This is a genomic window from Dactylosporangium sp. CA-139066 (genome assembly GCF_050936175.1).
Taxonomy (GTDB): Bacteria; Actinomycetota; Actinomycetes; order Mycobacteriales; family Micromonosporaceae; genus Dactylosporangium.
In genome coordinates, this window is record NZ_JBNJNH010000001.1 from 4262867 (window position 1) to 4281190 (window position 18324).

12 protein-coding genes are annotated in these 18324 nt (G+C 70.1%); 11 read left to right on the forward strand and 1 reads right to left on the reverse strand.

What is annotated here, in order from left to right:
• The first annotated feature begins 262 nt into the window (after window positions 1-262).
• The 11 genes from ACQEVU_RS19475 to ACQEVU_RS19525 all read left to right on the forward strand — a co-directional run bounded on the left by ACQEVU_RS19475 (window position 263) and on the right by ACQEVU_RS19525 (window position 17687).
• Window positions 263-2638, forward strand: coding sequence for a ricin-type beta-trefoil lectin domain protein (locus ACQEVU_RS19475; RefSeq protein WP_433334992.1), 2376 nt, complete (start codon window positions 263-265; stop codon window positions 2636-2638).
• A 155-nt stretch (window positions 2639-2793) separates the two neighbouring features.
• A complete protein-coding gene (locus tag ACQEVU_RS19480) occupies window positions 2794-5184 on the forward strand; it encodes an RICIN domain-containing protein (protein WP_433325442.1) in 2391 nt (796 codons plus the stop codon).
• A gap of 290 nt (window positions 5185-5474) precedes the next feature.
• On the forward strand, window positions 5475-6098 hold the full coding sequence (locus ACQEVU_RS19485; protein ID WP_433325444.1) for a LuxR C-terminal-related transcriptional regulator: 624 nt from the start codon (window positions 5475-5477) through the stop codon (window positions 6096-6098).
• 218 nt (window positions 6099-6316) lie between these two features.
• Window positions 6317-7801, forward strand: coding sequence for an arabinofuranosidase catalytic domain-containing protein (locus tag ACQEVU_RS19490; RefSeq protein ID WP_433325446.1), 1485 nt, complete (start codon window positions 6317-6319; stop codon window positions 7799-7801).
• A gap of 182 nt (window positions 7802-7983) precedes the next feature.
• Window positions 7984-9984, forward strand: coding sequence for an alpha-L-fucosidase (locus ACQEVU_RS19495; RefSeq protein WP_433325448.1), 2001 nt, complete (start codon window positions 7984-7986; stop codon window positions 9982-9984).
• 73 nt (window positions 9985-10057) lie between these two features.
• Window positions 10058-11563, forward strand: a complete 1506-nt coding sequence (locus ACQEVU_RS19500; RefSeq protein ID WP_433325450.1) for an arabinofuranosidase catalytic domain-containing protein — start codon at window positions 10058-10060, stop codon at window positions 11561-11563.
• 278 nt (window positions 11564-11841) lie between these two features.
• Entirely contained in the window at window positions 11842-12909 is a 1068-nt protein-coding gene (locus tag ACQEVU_RS19505) for a sugar ABC transporter substrate-binding protein (protein WP_433325452.1), read from the forward strand.
• A complete protein-coding gene (locus ACQEVU_RS19510) occupies window positions 12906-14405 on the forward strand; it encodes a sugar ABC transporter ATP-binding protein (RefSeq protein ID WP_433325454.1) in 1500 nt (499 codons plus the stop codon). Before ACQEVU_RS19505 ends, ACQEVU_RS19510 begins: the two co-directional genes overlap by 4 nt.
• Entirely contained in the window at window positions 14398-15429 is a 1032-nt protein-coding gene (locus ACQEVU_RS19515) for an ABC transporter permease (protein WP_433325456.1), read from the forward strand. The genes ACQEVU_RS19510 and ACQEVU_RS19515 overlap by 8 nt, the downstream gene beginning before the upstream one ends.
• Window positions 15430-15483: 54 nt before the next feature.
• A complete protein-coding gene (locus ACQEVU_RS19520; protein WP_433325458.1) occupies window positions 15484-16791 on the forward strand; it encodes an enolase C-terminal domain-like protein in 1308 nt (435 codons plus the stop codon).
• The gene (locus ACQEVU_RS19525; protein WP_433325460.1) at window positions 16788-17687 is read left to right on the forward strand and encodes an amidohydrolase family protein; all 900 of its coding nucleotides are present in this window, start codon (window positions 16788-16790) and stop codon (window positions 17685-17687) included. Before ACQEVU_RS19520 ends, ACQEVU_RS19525 begins: the two co-directional genes overlap by 4 nt.
• On the opposite strand, the gene ACQEVU_RS19530 is transcribed toward ACQEVU_RS19525, so the two are convergent.
• The gene (locus ACQEVU_RS19530; RefSeq protein ID WP_433325462.1) at window positions 17626-18324 is read right to left on the reverse strand and encodes a FadR/GntR family transcriptional regulator; all 699 of its coding nucleotides are present in this window, start codon (window positions 18322-18324) and stop codon (window positions 17626-17628) included. The genes ACQEVU_RS19525 and ACQEVU_RS19530 overlap by 62 nt on opposite strands.

The window sequence follows — 18324 nt, forward strand, 5'->3', positions numbered from 1 at the left end:
TTGACGGGATAACGGATTTCCGGCCGTGAATTGATGGAAGAAATATGATGCAATGCGTTGACGTATGACGTATGACGCCTTACGGTGGGGTTCCCCCTGGGTGCCGCGGAGCGCGCGCGGGCGTTGCCGCCCAGCGCCGCCGAACACCGCCACCGCCGCGGCGCCATCCGCCAGCAGAACCGTCACCGCCGTGTGAGCACACGGAAGGAACCCTCACGTGCCTCTCGCCAAACGCATCCGCCCGCGCCTGTCGGGCCTCGGAGTGGGGCTGGCCGCGTGCGTGCTGGCCGCGGCCGGCATCGTCGCCGTGTCTGCCGGGCCGGCCGCGGCCGCCACCTCCATCACCGTCAACGGCGCCTCCGCCGGCCGCACGTTCGACGGCGTCGGCGCCGTCAGCGGCGGCGGCGGCAACAGCCGGCTGCTCATCGACTACCCCGAGCCGCAGCGCTCCCAGATCCTCGACTACCTGTTCGCGCCCGGCTACGGTGCCGCCCTGCACATCCTCAAGGTCGAGATCGGCGGCGACACCAACTCCACCAGCGGCGCCGAGCCCAGCCACGAGCACTTCCGGGGCGACCTGAACTGCAACCGGGGCTACGAGTGGTGGATCATGGAGCAGGCCAAGGCCCGCAACCCCGGCATCAAGCTGGCCGGCCTGGCCTGGGGCGCGCCGGGCTGGATCGGCAACGGCAACTTCATGTCCACCGACATGATCGACTATCTGATCGCGTGGCTCGGCTGCGCGAAGCAGCACAACCTCACCATCGACTACCTCACCGCCGCCCAGAACGAGAAGCGCACCGACGCGAACTGGACCATCAACCTGCGCAGCGCCCTCAACGCCAGCGGCTACAGCGGCGTGAAGATCATTTACGGGGACGACTACCCGGGCAGCTGGAACCCGGCCAACGCGGTCGTGAGCAACGCCTCGCTGCGGAACGCCATCGACGTGCTCAGCGGGCACTACCCGTGCGGCTACCTCAGCGCCCAGAGCACCTGCACGGTATCGGCCAACGCCACCAACTCCGGCGAGACGCTCTGGGACAGCGAGGGCGGCTCCCAGGACTACAACGACGGCGCCAAACCCCTCGCTCGCGGGATCAACCGCGGCTACATCGACGGCAGGATGACGGCCTACCTCAACTGGGACCTGATCGCCGCGATCACCCCGAACCTGCCGTGGAGCACCGTCGGGCTGGTGCTGGCCAACCAGCCGTGGTCGGGCTGGTACGCCGTCGGCAAGGACACCTGGGCGCTCGCCCACACCACCCAGTTCACCGCGCCGGGCTGGAAGTACCTCGACTCCTCCAGCGGCTACATCGGCGGCAACCGGAACAACGGCAGCTACGTCAGCCTCAAGTCGACGAACAACACCGACTACAGCACGATCATCGAAACCATGGACGCGAGCGCCGCGCAGACGCTCAACTTCAGCGTCACCGGCGGGCTGTCCACCGGCACCGTGCACGTGTGGTCGACGAACCTCAACTCGAGCAACGCCGCCGACCAGTTCCGCCACGCCACCGACATCACCCCGTCCGGCGGCGCCTTCTCCCTGACCGTCCAGCCCGGCTACCTGTACAGCATCACCACCACGACCGGCCAGGGCAAGGGCACCGCGACCAGCCCGGCCCAGGGCGCGCTGGCGCTGCCCTACGCCGACAACTTCGACGGCTACGCCACCGGCCGGATGCCGAAGTACCTGCAGGACATGCAGGGCGCATTCGAGACCGCCGCGTGCGGTGGCGGGCGCTCCGGCGTGTGCCTGCGCCAGTCCTCGCCGCAGGCGCCGATCACCTGGAAGACCCTCGCCGACCCGAGCACCTACGGCGGCAACCTGAGCTGGGGCAACTACACCGTCTCGGCCGACGCGCTGCTGGAGAAGTCCGGCTACGTGCAGCTCGAAGGGCGCGTCGGCAGCCAGAACCTCGACCCGATCGGCAACCAGAACGCCTACTACCTGCGCGTCACCGACGGCGGCGCCTGGTCGATCCTGCGCAACAGCACCGGCGGCCAGCTCAGCACCCTGCGCAGCGGCAGCGTCGCCGGGCTCGGCCTCAACCGCTGGCACGCCCTCGCGCTGACCTTCGCCGGCAGCACGATCACCGCCGCGATCGACGGGGCCACCGTCGGCAGCGCCACCGACTCCGCCTACGGCGCGGGCCAGGTCGGCTTCGGCACCGGTCAGGGCGTTACGGCGCAGTTCGACAACCTCAGCGTGGTGGCCGGGTCCGGCGGCTCCACCGGCGGGTCCACGGGCCCGCTGCGCAACACCAACGCCGGCCGCTGCCTCGACGTGCCGTCGCAGTCGCAGACCAACGGCACCCAGCTCGCGCTGTGGGACTGCAACGGCGGCACCAACCAGCAGTGGACGTACACGTCCGGCAAGCAGCTGCAGGTGTACGGCACCAAGTGCCTCGACGCCGAGGGCGGCGCGACGACGGCGGGCACCCGGGCGATCATCTGGGACTGCAACGGCCAGGCCAACCAGCAGTGGAACCTCAACGCCGACGGCACCGTCACCGGCGTGCAGTCCGGCCTCTGCCTCGACGCCAGCGGCGCCGGTACGGCCAACAGCACACCGGTCATCCTGTGGACGTGCAACGGCGGCAACAACCAGAAGTGGGGCCGCGCCTGACGCGCTCGGCGACCCGTCCGGCCCGCCGCTCATAACACTATGTGGGCGGCGGGCCGCGGTTGATAATACGTCATACCTATGTTGAGCTGAATGCGCCTCGTCCGGCCGCCAACCGGCGAGCCCTCTTCCGTCCCGTCTCGCGAAGGAGCACCCCCGTGCCCAGACTGCGAACAACGCGCCGACTTTCCACCGCCGCCGGCGTGGCGGCCGCCGGCCTGCTGGCCGCCGGCGTGCTGGCGACCCTGGCCCCGCCGGCCGCCGCCGCCGTCATGACCACGCTCGTCGTGTCGCCGACCGGGTCGGGCACGGCGTGCTCCGCCGCCCAGCCGTGCTCGCTCGCCCAGGCGCAGACCGCCGTGCGGGCCGCCGTGCCGTCGATGACCGGCGACATCGTCGTGCAGCTGGCCGGCGGCACGTACACGCTGAGCGCGCCGCTGACGTTCACCGCCGCCGACTCCGGCACCGGTGGCTACACGGTCTCCTGGCAGGCCGCGACGGGCGCCCGCCCGGTCATCTCCGGCGGCCAGCGGGTCACCGGCTGGACGCTGGCCGACTCCGGACAGAACATCTGGCGGGCTGCCGTCGGCACGGGCTTCGACACCCGGCAGCTCTACGTCGACGGCCGCCTCGCCACGCGGGCCCGCACCCAGGTCAACCGGGGCGACTTCACCGCCACGACCACCGGGCTGAGCTTCACCAACGGCGCGCTGTCGTACCTCAACAACCTCGCCAACAAGAGCCGGGTCGAGGTCGAGTCCGTCGACTCGTTCACCGACCGCTACGTGCCCGTGCAGACCATCGCCAACAACACGCTGACGCTGCAGCAGCCGGCGTGGAACAACAACACGTGGGGCTACGACACGCTCAGCAAGCCCTTCCGGTCCGGGCCGATGTACCTCGCCAACGCCCGCGAGTTTCTCGACAGCGCGGGGGAGTGGTACCTCGACACCGCCGCCGGCAACCTGTACTACAAGCCTCTCGCCGGGCAGGACGTGACCACCGCCGACGTCGAGCTCCCGCGCCTGGAGTCGCTGCTGCGGGTCGGCGGCACCTACGCCGCGCCGGCGCACAACATCTCCTTCACCGGCCTGCAGTTCGCCTACACCAGCTGGCTGCAGCCAAGCACCAGCCAGGGCTACGCCGACCAGCAGACCGGCGCCTACATCTACGGCACCTGGAACCGCCCGTCCGACGCCCTGACGTCGTGCCAGTCCGGCTGCCCGCTGTTCGAGGCGACCCGGCCGGCCTGGCGGCAGATGCCGGCCGCGGTGCAGGTGTCGGCGGCCAACGCGATCACCTTCGCCGGCAACCGCTACACCGACCTCGGCCAGGTCGGGCTCGGCATCGGCAACGACGCGAACGCCAACGCCACCGGCGTCGGGCTCGGCGCCAGCAACATCACCGTCACCGGCAACACGTTCGACACACTCGCGGCCGGCGGCATCGTCGTCGGCGGCGTGCAGGCCGATGCCCACCACCCCAGCGACTCGCGGATGACCAACAGCAACATCGTGGTCAGCAACAACGTCATCCACGACGTCGCGATCGACTACCGCAGCCACGTCGGGCTGCTCATGACCTACACCGCGGGCTCGTCGATCGCCAACAACGAGGTGTACAACCTGCCGTACTCCGGCATCGCGCTCGGCTACGGCTGGGGTGCCAACGACCCCGGCGGCAGCCAGGACTACGTCGATCGCGGGCTGTACAACTACCAGCCGAAGTACACGACGGCGACGGTCGCGGCGAACAACCGCGTCACGGCGAACTACGTCCACGACGTCGTGCAGCAGATGACCGACGGCGGCGCGTTCTACAACCTGTCAGCCAACCCGGGCACGACCGTCAACCAGAACTACTTCCGCAACACCAACGGCTGGCTCGGCATGTACTTCGACGAGGGCTCGCGCTACGTCTCCGCGGCCAACAACGTCCTCGACAACATCGGCACCTGGGCGTACACGCAAGCCTGGGCGAACAACAACACCGGCAACCTGACGCTCACGAACAACTGGACCACGAGCAGCACCACCAACGTCACCACCGGCTCCCGGGGCAACACCAACTCCGGCACGGTCGTGGTCACGGGCGGCAACTGGCCGAGCGGCGCGCGCGCCGTCATGGCCGCGGCCGGCCCGGGCGGGACGGCGCCGAACGGCACGTTTGCGCTGCGCGGCCAGGCGTCGAACCGCTGCCTCGACATCACCGGCGCGTCGCAGGCCAACGGCGCGCTCGCCGAGATCTGGGACTGCAACGGCCAGACCAACCAGCAGTTCGCGTCGACCGCGGCGGGCGAGCTGCGGGTGTACGGCGGCGCGAAGTGTCTGGACGTCACCGGTCGCGGCACGGCCAACGGCACCGCGGTGGAGATCTGGGACTGCAACGGTCAGACCAACCAGCAGTTCCGGCTCAACAGCGACGGCACCATCACCGCGGTCGGGGCGAACAAGTGCCTCGACGTGAGCGGCAACGGCACCGCCAACGGCACCAAGGTGCAGATCTGGGACTGCCTCGGCGCGGCCAACCAGAAGTGGACCCGCGGCTGACACCGCAGTGAACCGACGGAGGTCCGGTCTTCCCGCGGAAGGCCGGACCGCCGCCGGCGCACCGGGAGCGTGTCAGGGCATGCGTCGCAACGCCAACCCGGACCGGTCGATTATCGATAACGGCCGCACATCGTATGCGCATCTTTTCCGATGCGCGCCGGTGCGACCCGGCGAGGAGTCTTTTCGTAACGGTTGTCGGGCGGTCGAAAAAGAGACGGGAAAGGTGTGATGAACGGTCGGGTAAAAAGGTCGCACTGGTTCTCTCACGATTTTTTGCAAGAATTGCACGAATGATGGCGACGGCGTTGGTGATCGGCGGAGCGGGCGACGCGCTCGCCGAGCTCATCCGCCCGGCCGTGCAGCGCGTCGAGGTCCGGCGGCTCGCCGAGGTGCGTGACGGCGACGGCGCGGCCGCCAACCTGATCGTCCTGCCCACGCCCGCGGCCGTGCGCGAGCTGGCCGCTCTGGCGGCGCTGCCCGCGCCCCGACCGCCGATGCTCGTCGTGACGCCCGCGATCTCCCCCGCGGAGGTGCTCACCGTCCTGCGCTCTGGCGTGCGCAGCATCCTGGTCGACGGGCAGTACACCCTGGCCGACCTGCTCGACGCCGTCCGGGCGACAGCGGCCGGGCACAGCCGGCTCTCGCCGGGGCCGCTGGCCGCCGTGGTCGACCACGTGCAGACCCGGCCGGTGGAGATGGGGCCGGACCCGGCTCGGTCGATCCTGACGCCGCGGGAGCTGGACATCATGGAGCTGCTGGTGGCCGGCGAGGCCAACGGGGCCATCGCGGAGCGCCTCGCGCTGGCGGAGAAGACGGTCCGCAACCGGGTCAGCCAGATCTATCTGAAGCTGCGGGTGAGCACCCGCGACGAGGCCGTGCTGTGGTGGGTCGGCCGGGTGGACACCGCCCGCTGAAAAACCGTTATGCCGGCGCCGGGAAAATGGTCCTTTCGTCGGCCGCTTGCCAGCCTCCGCAGGAGTCTGGCAAATTCAGTGCACATCGATGTGAGCGCTAACATCGCCGCTCGTCGCGACCCGCCCCGATATCGGGGGCGGGGCCGCCTCGCGCCGCCGGCGAGATCCTCACACCCCAAAACCCGCCACCTCCAGTGGTGCCCAGACGGAGGAACCGAATGGAGATCAGCACAAGACTGCGGCGTCCGGTGACGACGGTGGTGGCCGCCGCGGCCACGGTCGTCGCCGGAACGGCCATCGCGCTCGCGGCGTCGACGACCGCGCAGGCGGCGACGTCGGGCCCGTGTGACATCTACGGCTCGGGCGGGACGCCCTGCGTGGCCGCGCACAGCACGACCCGGGCGCTGTACGGGTCGTACAGCGGCCGCCTGTACCAGGTGCGCCGGGCCTCGGACAACACCACGCGGGACATCGGCGTGCTGAGCGCCGGCGGCTACGCCGACGCGGCCGCGCAGGACTCCTTCTGCGCCGGCACCAGCTGTCTCATCACCGTCATCTACGACCAGTCCGGCCGCAACAACCACCTCACCCAGGCGCCGCCCGGCGGCTTCTCCGGCCCCGCGGCGGGCGGCTACGACAACCTGGCCGACGCGACGGCGGCGCCGGTCACGGTCGCTGGCCACAAGGCCTACGGCGTGTACGTCGCCGCGGGCACCGGCTACCGCAACAACAACACCAACGGCATCGCCACCGGTGACCAGCCGGAGGGGATGTACGCCATCTTCGACGGCACGCACTACAACGGCGGCTGCTGCTTCGACTACGGCAATGCCGAGCGCAACAGCCGCGACAACGGCAACGGCACGATGGAGGCCATCTACTTCGGCAACATCAAGGTCTGGGGTTACGGCACCGGCAACGGTCCGTGGATCATGGCGGATCTCGAGAACGGCCTGTACTCCGGCGTCAACGCTGGTTACAACGCGAACGATCCGACGGTGAACTACCGGTTCACGACGGCGATCGTCAAGGGCGAGGCGAACCACTGGGCGATCCGGGGCGGCAACGCGCAGTCGGGTGGGCTGTCGACGTTCTACGACGGCAAGCGGCCGAACGTGTCGGGGTACAACCCGATGAAGAAGGAGGGCGCGATCATCCTGGGCATCGGCGGTGACAACAGCCACGGCTCGGCCGGGACGTTCTACGAGGGCGTGATGACGTCGGGCTACCCGAGCAACGCCACCGAGGACGCCGTCCAGGCCAACATCACCGCCGCCGGATACTCGACGTCGAGCGGCGGCGGCGGTGGGCAGAGCAATGTCGAGCTCGTGGGCGGGCAGTCCGGCCGCTGCGTGGACGTGCCGAACGCCAGCACCACCAACGGCACGCAGGTGCAGCTGTACGACTGCTGGGGCGGCTCCAACCAGCGCTGGACCTACACGTCGAGCAAGCAGCTGACCGTCTACGGCAACAAGTGCCTCGACGCCAACAACCAGGGCACTGCCAACGGGACCGCGGTCATCATCTGGGACTGCAACGGCCAGCCCAACCAGCAGTGGAACCTCAACGCCAACGGCACCGTCACCGGCGTGCAGTCCGGCCTGTGCCTGGACGCCAACGGGGCCGCGACCGCCAACGGTACGAAGATCATTCTCTGGTCGTGCAACGGCGGCTCCAACCAGCAGTGGAGCCAGCGCGCCTGAGGCATGGCACTTTCAGCGGCGAGCGGCCCTGGGCCGCCCGCCGTCCGCCTTACATCTGATGTCTGACGTTGAGATGCACCGTTTGAGGACCCGCGAGGCGTTGACGAACGGCTATACGCGTACTTAACGTCAGATGTCTGGCGCCCGCCTGCGCCAACCGCATCTCTTCTGGAGGCATCTCCATGTCCCGCACCCCGTTCACCCGGCGGTCCCTGCTGACCGCCCTCGGCGCCACCGGAGCGGCCACCGCGCTCGGCTCCTCCGGCCTCCTGCGCGCGGTCGCCGCCTCGGCCGCCATCCCCGGGCCGACGAGCTACTCCGCCGCGTGGTCGTCGGTCGACCAGCACCCGCCGGCGCCCGAGTGGTTCCAGGACGCCAAGTTCGGCATCTACTACCACTGGGGCGTGTTCAGCGTCCCGGCCTACGCCAACGAGTGGTACCCGCGCAACATGTACAACAACGGCTCGAACGAGAACAACCACCACAAGGCGGTGTACGGCGATCCCTCGGTGTGGCCGTACCACAACTTCATCAACGGAGCCCGCGACAAGGCCGGCAACTTCGTGCAGTTCGCGCCGAAGCTCGCCTCCGCCGGCGGCGCCTTCGACCCCAACGCCTGGGCCCAGCTCTTCGTCGACGCGGGCGCCCGGTTCGCCGGTCCGGTGGCCGAGCACCACGACGGCTTCTCGATGTGGAACAGCAGCGCCAACGAGTGGAACTCGGTGGCCAAGGGGCCCCGGCTGGACCTGCTGCGCCTGCACGCCGACGCGATCCGCGGCAAGGGCCTCAAGCTGATGGTCGCAATGCACCACGCGTACCACTTCACCGGCTACTACCAGTGGGTGCCCGCGCAGTCGGACGCGAGTCTCAAGAAGCTCTACGGCCAGCTCGGGGCGGCCGCCGAGCAGCAGCTGTGGTACGACAAGCTCCGCGAGGTCATCGACGGGTATCAGCCGGACATCCTGTGGCAGGACTTCAACCTGTCGCAGCTGCCCGAGTCGCGCCGGCTCGACTTCCTGTCGTACTACTACAACCGCGCGGTCGCCTGGGGCAAGGAGGTCGTCGCCACCTACAAGGACGGCTTCAACACCAACGGCGAGGTCTTCGACTACGAGCGCGGCGGACCGGCCGGCATCCAGAGCCCGTACTGGCTCACCGACGACAGCATCTCCAGCTCCAGCTGGTGCTACACCGTCGGCATCGGCTACTACTCGACCAACGCGCTGCTGCACGCCCTCATCGACCGGGTGAGCAAGAACGGCAACATGGTGCTCAACATCGCGCCGATGGCCGACGGCACGATCCCCTCCGGACAGCAGACGGTCCTGCGGGGCATCGGCGACTACCTCAAGCGCTTCGGTGAGTCCATCTACGCCACCCGTGCCTGGAGCGCCTACGGCGAGGGTCCGACCCAGATGGGCGGCGGCTCGTTCCAGACCCCGCGCACCGGCACGGCACAGGACTTCCGCTTCACGCGGAGCAAGGACAACCGGGTGTTGTACGCCACCGTGCTCGGCTGGCCCGGCGGCTCGACAACCATCACCACGTTGAACTCGAACCGGATCAACCTGAGCACCCTGGCGTCGGTGCAGCTGCTGGGCAGTGCGGCCGGCACCTACATCGACCTGCCGACCCGCAGCCAGGACGGCGGCGGCCTGCACGTCACCCTGCCGGGCAGCGCCCCGTTCAGCGCCCCTGCGTATGTGCTGAAGCTGACCTTCTCCGGGACGATCCCCACCCTGGGCAACGGCGGCGGTGCCGGAATCCCCACCGGCTGGGCGCGGGTCAGCAACGCCACCACGGGCCTCGTCCTGGACGGCGGCGGCAACGTCGCCTCCGGATCGGTGGTCAAGCAATGGAACTACGACGGCAGCACCAACCTGCAGTGGCAGTTCGTCGCGCTCGGCAGCGGCTGGTACCGCATCGTCAACCGCACCAACGGCATGGTGGTGGACAGCTGGGGCAACACGGCGAACGGCGCCAACGCCATGCAGGCGCCCTGGAACGGCGGCAACAACCAGCAATGGCGGCTCAACGACACGGGCGGTGGCCGGTACCAGATCATCAACCGCGGCACCGGCACCGCCCTGGACGGCATGGGCAACGCCACGGTCGGCTCCACCGTCGGCCTGTGGGCGCCGAACACCAACACCAACAACCTCTGGACCGTCACCGGTGTCTGATCACACCGCCGGCCCGCGCCGGCCACCGCGGCCGACCACCCACTCAGGCCTTACATCACTTCGAGGAGCGGGCATGATCTTCCCGCCCGGGCGGCGTGCCCGGTACACGCGACGGTCGTCTGTGCTCGGCGCGTTGCTCATCGTGCTCATCGCCGGCGGCGTGACGCTGGTGACCACCGGCGAGGCGGCGTCGGCCGCGACGGTCGGCACCGCCACGCCGATCGTCGGCGGGCAGTCCGGTCGCTGCGTGGACGTGCCGAACTCGAGCACCGCCAACGGCACACAGGTGCAGCTGTGGGACTGTGGCGGTCAGACGGGCCAGGCCTGGACCTACACGTCGAACAAGCAGTTGCAGGTGTACGGCAGCAAATGCCTCGACGCGAACGGCCGGGGCACCACCAACGGCACGACCGTCATCATCTGGGACTGCAACGGGCAGACCAACCAGCAGTGGAACCTCAACACCAACGGCACCATCACCGGGGTGCAGTCCGGGCTCTGCCTCGACGCCAGCGGTGCCGCGACCGCCAACGGCACGAAACTGATCCTCTGGAGCTGCAACGGCGGAGCAAATCAGCAGTGGACCCAGTCGACGACGACCACGCCGCCGCCCGGTGCCGGCCCGTGCGACATCTACGCGGCCGGCGGAACGCCATGCGTGGCCGCGCACAGCACCACCCGTGGGCTCTTCCAGGCGTACACCGGCAACCTGTACCAGGTCCGGCGCTCATCGGACAACGCCACCCGCGACATCGGGGTGCTCAGCGCGGGCGGCGCCGCCAACGCCGCGGCCCAGGACTCGTTCTGCGCCGGCACCACATGTGTCATCACCGTCGTGTACGACCAGTCCGGGCGCGGCAACGACCTGTGGTACCAGGGCTCCAGCGTCGTGCCCGGCTCGAGCCAGAGCAGCCCGGCCAAGGCGACCTCGGAGTCGCTGACGATCGGCGGCAGCAAGGCCTACTCGCTGTACATCAATCCGGGCAACAGCTACTGGCGAGACGGCCATCTCACCGGCGTGCCGACCGGAGCCGCGCCCGAGGGCATGTACATGGTGACGAGCGGGGGGCACGTCAACGGCGGCTGCTGCTTCGACTACGGCAACAGCGAGACCACCCGCAAGGCCGACGCCGCCGGGGCCATGGACGCCATCAACTTCAGCACCCAGTGCTGGTTCGGCGGCTGCTCCGGCTCCGGCCCGTGGGTCCAGGCGGACCTCGAGTGGGGCCTGTACCCGGGTGGCAGCCAGTCGTGGAACCCGAACCAGCGGGCGTTCGCCAGCAAGTTCGTCACCGCCACGCTGAAGAACAACGGCACCTCGCGCTTCGCCATGAAGGGCAGCAACGCCCAGTCCGGCAGTCTCACGACGCTCTGGGACGGCAGCCTGCCGAACGGGTACAGCCCGATGAAGAAGCAGGGCGCCATCATCCTGGGTAGCGGCGGTGACTGCTGCAAGCCCGGCGGCGGCGCCAACCTCAGCGCGGGCACCTTCTACGAGGGCGCCATGGTCGCCGGTTATCCGTCCGACGCGACCGAGAACGCAGTGCAGGCCAACATCGTGGCCGCCGGCTACCGCTGACGGATCTGCCGGCTCGTCAGGGGCCGCCGCCGCGTCCGGCGTGGACGCGGCGGCGGCCCCGATACATCAGATGTAATGGCGGAGCGCAATCGGCCGTTATCCCACCAAATAGGCACTCGCCGCGGTGGCACTAGACATCAGATGTCTGTCGGCCTATAAATACATCAGATGAATGTCGCCCGGCCGCATGGCCGGCAGACGTGAGAACACCCCACACCCCAACCGAACCCCGCGCGTCGCCGCGGGTCGGCCGGGCGCGCCCATGACAAGGAGACCCGGTGAACCGCAACGCTCTATTCGGCCTTGGCCTGACGGTGGTGCTCGGCACTGCTGTGCTGGCGGCCGGCTGCTCCGGCGACAACGCGTCCCCGGGGGCAGGGCCGGCCGCGGCGCCGTTGATCGGCGTCGACTACCCCCGCTCGGACACCGACTTCTGGAACTCCTACATCAAGTACGTGCCCCAGTTCGCGGGCGAGCTCGGCGTGCAGATCAAGACGACGAACTCGCAGAACGACATCGCCGCCCTCATCTCCAACGTTCAGGCGTTCCAGAGCCAGGGGGTCAAGGGCGTGGTGATGGCGCCGCAGGACACCGCGGCGATCGCCCCGACGCTGGAGCAGCTGGCCGGGAAGAAGATCCCGGTCGTCACGATCGACACCCGCCCCGACACCGGCAAGGTCTTCATGGTGGTGCGCGCCGACAACCGGGCGTACGGCACCAAGGCCTGCCAGTTCCTCGGCACGAAGCTCGGTGGCAAGGGCAAGGTCGTCATGCTCGAGGGCGGCCTCGACTCGATCAACGGCCGGGACCGCACCGAGGCGTTCAACGAGTGCATGAAGAAGGACTTCCCCGGCATCACGGTGTTCGGCGAGGCCACCGACTGGAAGGGGGACGTGGCCGCGACGAAGCTGCAGACGCGGTTCGTCTCCGATCCGGACATCAAGGGCATCTACATGGAGTCGTCGTTCGCGCTCTCGGGCACGCTGCAGATTCTCAAGCAGCGTGGCCTGCAGGTCGCGCCGACCGACCCCAAGCACGTCTTCGTGGTGTCCAACGACGGCATCCCGGAGGAGCTCAAGGACATCCAGGGCGGCCTCATCGACGCCACGGTCAGTCAGCCGGCCGACCTCTTCGCCAAGTACGGGCTCTACTACGTCAAGGCGGCGATCGAGGGCAAGACGTTCCAGCCCGGCCCGACCGACCACGGCAGCACCATCATCCAGGTCCGCGACGGCGTGCTCGAGGACCAGCTGGCCGCCCCGCTGGTCACCCTCGACGGCGCCACCATCGGCGGGCAGCCGACGACGAAGTTCGACGACAAGTCGCTGTGGGGCAACAACGCATGAGCCCCGCAACCGTCGAGGCGGCCAACGTCACCAAGCGGTTCGGCTCCACGGTGGCGCTGGCCGGCGCCGGCATCGTCGTCCGCCCAGGTACGACACACGCCCTGGTCGGGCGCAACGGGGCCGGCAAGTCGACGCTGGTGAGCATCCTGACCGGGCTGCAGGCGCCGGACGAGGGAGCCGTCGCCTTCGACGGCCGTCCGGCCCCGCCGCTCGGCGACCGTGCCGCCTGGCGGCGGCTGGTCGCCTGCGTCTACCAGAAGTCGACCATCATCCCGGCGCTCACGGTGGCCGAGAACCTGTTCCTCAACCGGCAGGCCCTCGGTCCCGCCGGGCTCATCACCTGGGCGGCGATGCGCCGCGACGCGCAGCGGCTGCTCGCGGAGTGGTCCGTCGACGTCGACGTGCGCCAGCCGGCCTCGGCGCTGACGGTGGAGCAACGGCAGTTCGTGGAGATCGCCCGGGCGCTGTCGTTCGGCGCCCGGCTCATCATCCTCGACGAGCCGACCGCGCAGCTCGACGCTGCCGGGATCCGGCGCCTGTTCGCCCGCATCCGCGACCTGCGCGAGCAGGGCGTCACCTTCCTGTACATCAGCCACCACCTGCCGGAGATCTACGAGATCTGCGACCAGGTCACCGTGCTGCGCGACGCCCGGCTCATCCTGACCGCGCCGGTTGCCGAGCTCGGCCGCCCGACCCTGGTGGCGGCGATGACCGGCGAGGACGTCACCATGCCCGAGGCCGTGCGCCGGCGTATCCCCGCCGACGTGCCGGTCCGGCTGTGCGTCCGGGAACTGGTGACCGGTTCCGCCGTGCGCCTGTCGCTGGAGGCCAGGGCCGGCGAGGTCGTCGGCATCGCCGGCAGCGGCGGCAGCGGCAAGGTCGACGTGGCCGAGGCGATCGTCGGGCTGGCCAAGCCGGCCGAGGGCACTGTCACGGTGGATGGCCGGACGCTGCGGCCCGGCAGCGTCCCGGACGCCCTCGCCGCGGGTGTGGGCCTCGTGCCGCAGGACCGCCATCGCGAGGGCCTCGTCCCGCTGCTGTCGATCGCCGAGAACCTCACGATGACCGTGCCGGAGCGCATCCGCCGTCACGGTCTGCTCTCGCCGAGGCGCCGCGACGCCCTTGCCGGCCGGGCCATCGCCGAGCTGTCGATCAAGGCCGACGGCCCGCGGGTGCCGGTCGGGGACCTGTCCGGAGGCAACCAGCAGAAAGTCGTCCTGGGGCGGGCCCTGGCCGCGGACCCCAAACTGCTGGTCCTCGTGACGCCGACCGCCGGCGTCGATGTGCGGTCCAAGCAGACACTGCTCGGCGCGGTCGAGGAGGTACGGCGGCGTGGCACGACGGTGCTCGTGGTCTCCGACGAGCTCGACGATCTGCGCATCTGCGACCGAATCCTGGTGCTGTTCCAAGGCCGGGTCGTGGCCGAGATGGCCGCCGGCTGGAGCGACAACGAACTGGTAGCCGCCATGGAAGGGGTCGATCTCGGCCATGTCTGACACGCTGTCCACCAACGCCGCGCCGGCCGCCGCGGCGCCGTCCCCGCAGCGTCGCGGGCTGGCCATCGCGCGCCTGCGCGACCTCGCGCTGGTGCCGGCGATCATCGCGGTCGCGATCGTCGGCTTCGTCGTCAACCCGGTCTTCCTGCAGCCGGACAACATCGTCAACGTGCTGCAGAGCATGTCCGAGATCTCCATCGTCGTGCTGGCCGAGACCGTCGTGCTCATCGCCGGCAAGATGGATCTCTCCCTCGAGTCGACGTTCGGGCTGGCCCCGGGTCTTGTCGCCTGGCTCGTCGTCGACCCGGCGGTCACCCACGGCCTCGGCCTGCACGTGTTGCCCCCCGCGTGGGCGGTACCGGCCGTGCTGCTCACCGGGGCCCTCATCGGGGCATTCAACGGCCTGCTCATCGTGCGGTTCGGGCTCAACGGCTTCGTCGTCACCCTCGGGATGCTGATCGTGCTGCGCGGGCTGCTGACCGGCATCTCCGGGGGGAAGACGTTCTTTGCGCTGCCCGCATCCATGACGTACCTCGGGTCCGCCAAATGGCTGGGCATGCCGGCAGCGGTGTGGTTGTCCCTCGCGCTGTTCGGGGCGGGCATTGTGGTGCTGGGCTTCACCCGGCCGGGGCGGGCGCTCTACGCCATCGGCGGTAATGCCGATGCGGCCCGCGCCGCCGGCATCCGCACCGACCGGGTCCTCTGGCTCACCCTCGTGGTGGCCGGCGTGCTGGCCGCCCTGGCCGGGCTGCTCATCAGCGGGCGGCTGGCGTCGGTGCCGGCGGCACAGGGCAGCGGCGCCATCTTCCAGGTGTTCGCGGCGGCCGTCATCGGCGGCGTCAGCCTCAACGGCGGCAAGGGCACCGTCTTCGGCGCCTTCACCGGCGTGCTGCTGCTGTTCATGATCATCAATGTGCTGACCCTGGCCGGTGTGCCCGCGCAGTGGACGAACTTCCTCAACGGCGCGGTCATCCTGGTGGCGCTGGTGTTGTCCCGGGTCACCGGTGGCAAGGCGCAGACGTGACCACGACGATCCCGGGCGCGGCTGTGCGGCGCCGTCCAACCTCCAGGAGCATTGGTGACTGAGCGCATCTCGTCCGTCGACGTCCTCGACGTGCGGTTCCCGACCTCCCGCCATCGCGACGGCTCCGACGCGATGAACCCGTTTCCGGACTACTCCGCCGCCTACATCGTGCTGCGGACCAGCGCCGGCGGCGAGGGGCACGGGCTGGTGTTCACCGTCGGCCGTGGCACCGAGATCGAGGTGGCCGCGGTGCGCTCGCTCGCCGCGATGCTGATCGGCCAGCCGGTCGACGACGTCGTCGCCGACCCGGGGGCGCTCGCCCGGCGGCTCGTCGGCGACAGCCAGATCCGCTGGCTGGGCCCGGAGAAGGGCGTCGTGCACATGGCTGCCGGCGGGCTCGTCAACGCCGTGTGGGACCTGGCCGCCCGGCGGGCCGGCCGGCCGCTGTGGAAGCTGCTGGCCGGGCTGTCACCGGAGGCGCTCGTGGCCCAGATCGACTTCCGGTATCTGCGCGACGCCCTCACCGAGGAGGAGGCGCTCGAGCTGCTGCGCTCGGCGGCGCCCGGGCGGGGTGAGCGGGAGCGGCGGCTGCTGGGCGAGGGCTATCCGGCCTACACGACGACGCCGGGCTGGCTCGGCTACGACGACGACAAGCTCGCCCGGCTGTGCCGCGAGGCGGTTGCCGACGGCTACAAGCTGATCAAGCTCAAGGTTGGCGGCAACCTGGCCGACGACGTCCGGCGCATGGGCATCGCCCGCGAGAGCGTCGGGCCGGGGGTCCGCATCGCCGTCGACGCCAACCAGATCTGGGGCGTCCCGGACGCGATTCGCTGGATGCGGGAGCTCAGTCGCTTCGACCCGTACTGGATCGAGGAGCCGACGTCGCCGGACGACGTGCTCGGCCACGCAGCCGTGCGCCGAGCCCTCGCACCCGTCAAGGTCGCTACCGGCGAGCACGTGCACAACGCCGTGATGTTCAAGCAGCTGCTGCAGGCCGGCGCAGTCGACGTGGTGCAGATCGACGCCTGCCGGGTCGGCGGCGTCAACGAGAACCTCGCGATCCTGCTGCTGGCGGCCAGGTTCGGCGTGCCGGTCTGCCCACATGCCGGCGGCGTCGGGCTGTGCGAGCTGGTGCAGCACCTGGCCATGTTCGACTATCTGGCGGTCAGCGGCACGACCGACAACCGCTACATCGAGTACGTCGACCATTTGCACGAGCACTTCGTGGACCCGGTGCGTATCCGTGGTGGTCGCTACCTGGCGCCCATCGCGCCTGGGATGAGCGCGCAGATCGTTCCGGCGTCGCTGGCCGCCTACCGGTTCCCGGACGGCCCCGAGTGGGCGACGGCGGCCGCGGCATGATCGTCGACGCGCACCACCATCTGTGGCGGCCGGAGCGCGGCTACCGCTGGCTGGACGAGCCCGGGCTGGAGCGTATCCGGCGCCCGTTCACCACGGCCGACCTGACGGCGGAGCTCGCGGCGGCCGGCGTCGACGCCACCGTGCTGGTCGAGGGCGGCCGGTGTCACGTCGAGGAGGCGGCCGAATTTCTCGGGTACGCCGCCGATACTGCGCCGATCGCCGGCGTGGTGGCGTGGATCGACGTTGCGGCCGACGACGTCGCCGCCACGCTGGCGGACTACCGCCGCCAGCGCGGCGGCGAGCTGCTCGTCGGCGTGCGCTCGCAGGTGCAGGGCGAGGCCGACCCCGACTACCTCGACCGGCCCGGCGTGCGACGGGGCTTGGCCGCCGTCGCCGATGCGGGGCTCGCCTTCGACCTGGTGATACGGGCCGACCAGCTGCCATCGGCGGCGCGCGCGGCCCGGGCGGTGCCGCAGCTGCGGTTCGTGCTCGACCACCTGGGCAAGCCGCGCATCGACGAGGGCGCGGCCGGGCTACGGCGCTGGCGTGAGCCGCTTGCCGCCCTGGCCGAGCACGACAACGTGACGGCCAAGCTGTCGGGCCTGGTCACCGAGGCTGGGCCGAGCTGGACCGAGGACGACCTGCGTCCGTTCGTCGCTGTGGCGGTTGACGAGTTCGGTCCCGGACGTCTGATGTTCGGCTCGGACTGGCCGGTCTGCCTGCTCGTCGCGGACTACCGCAGTGTGCTGCGGTCCCTGCAGGAGAGCCTGCCGGCGCTGTCGCCGGCCGAGCGCGACCAGATCTTTGCCGGCACTACGATCCGCACCTACGGCCTCACCCCGCCCGGCGGACCGGCTGCGACAGCACCGTCCGCAGCCAGGACTCGGAGGTGTTGACGTGCAGCAGGGCGCTGGCCTGGGCCAGCAGCTGGTCGCGCGAGCGCAGCGCGAGGTAGATGGCGTGGTGCTCCTCGATGGTGGTGTGGGCCGAGTTGCCCTCGATCAGCCCCCGCCACACCCGGGCCCGCAGGGTGCGGCTGGACAGGCCGTCCAGCAGCGACGTCAGCGTCTCGTTGCCGGTGGCCGCGACGACCGTGCGGTGAAACGCCGTGTCGAACTGGATGAGCCGCTCATGGTCGTCCGCGGCCGCGCGCATGTCGTCGAGGATCCGGGCGAGCCCGTCGAGGTCGTCGTCCGACATCCGCAGCGCTGCGATGCCGGTGGCCATCGGCTCCAGCATCCGGCGGACCTCCATCACCTCGAGCAGGGTGTCGTCCTGCAGCAGCTCGACGGCGACGCCGAGACCCTCCAGCAGCAGCCGGGGGGCGAGGCTGGTGACGTAGGTGCCGTCGCCGCGGCGCACGTCGAGCACACGCGCCGACTCGAGCACCTTCACCGCCTCCCGCACGCCGCTGCGGGACAGGCCCATCTGCGACGCCAGCTGCGGCTCCGGCGGCAGCCGCGAACCCGGCGGCAGTTCACCGCTCTGGATCATGCTGCGAATCTTCGCGATCGCTTCGTCGGTCAGTGCCAC